The organism is Stenotrophomonas sp. SrG, from assembly GCF_050031795.1.
Classification (GTDB): domain Bacteria; phylum Pseudomonadota; class Gammaproteobacteria; order Xanthomonadales; family Xanthomonadaceae; genus Stenotrophomonas; species Stenotrophomonas rhizophila_A.
On the sequence record NZ_JBNBBE010001559.1, the window covers coordinates 1 to 232 of the forward strand.

Consider the following 232-nt stretch of genomic DNA (forward strand, 5'->3'; position numbering starts at 1 on the left):
GTGGGCAGCATGCCCAGCACGCGGGTCATGGTGGTGCCGAACCCGAAGGTCTGGCCCTGCTGGTCCAGCAGCGGGGTGATCGAGGTCACCGCCGTGCGCAGGTTCAGCGCGGCCAGCAGGATGGCGGACAACGCCAGCACGCGTCCGCGCAGCAGGGACGTGGAATGGGGGTCGGCAGGGGTCATGGCAGGAATCTCTTTCAGGTGGCGCGGCACGTGGGGGTGCAGCGGAG

The 232-nt window shown here is 69.8% G+C and carries 1 pseudogene; it reads right to left on the reverse strand.

Annotated features, from left to right (window positions below):
• A pseudogene (locus ACQG3P_RS24605) lies at nucleotides 1-185 on the reverse strand (MFS transporter); the annotation flags it as partial.
• Nucleotides 186-232 lie beyond the last annotated feature (47 nt).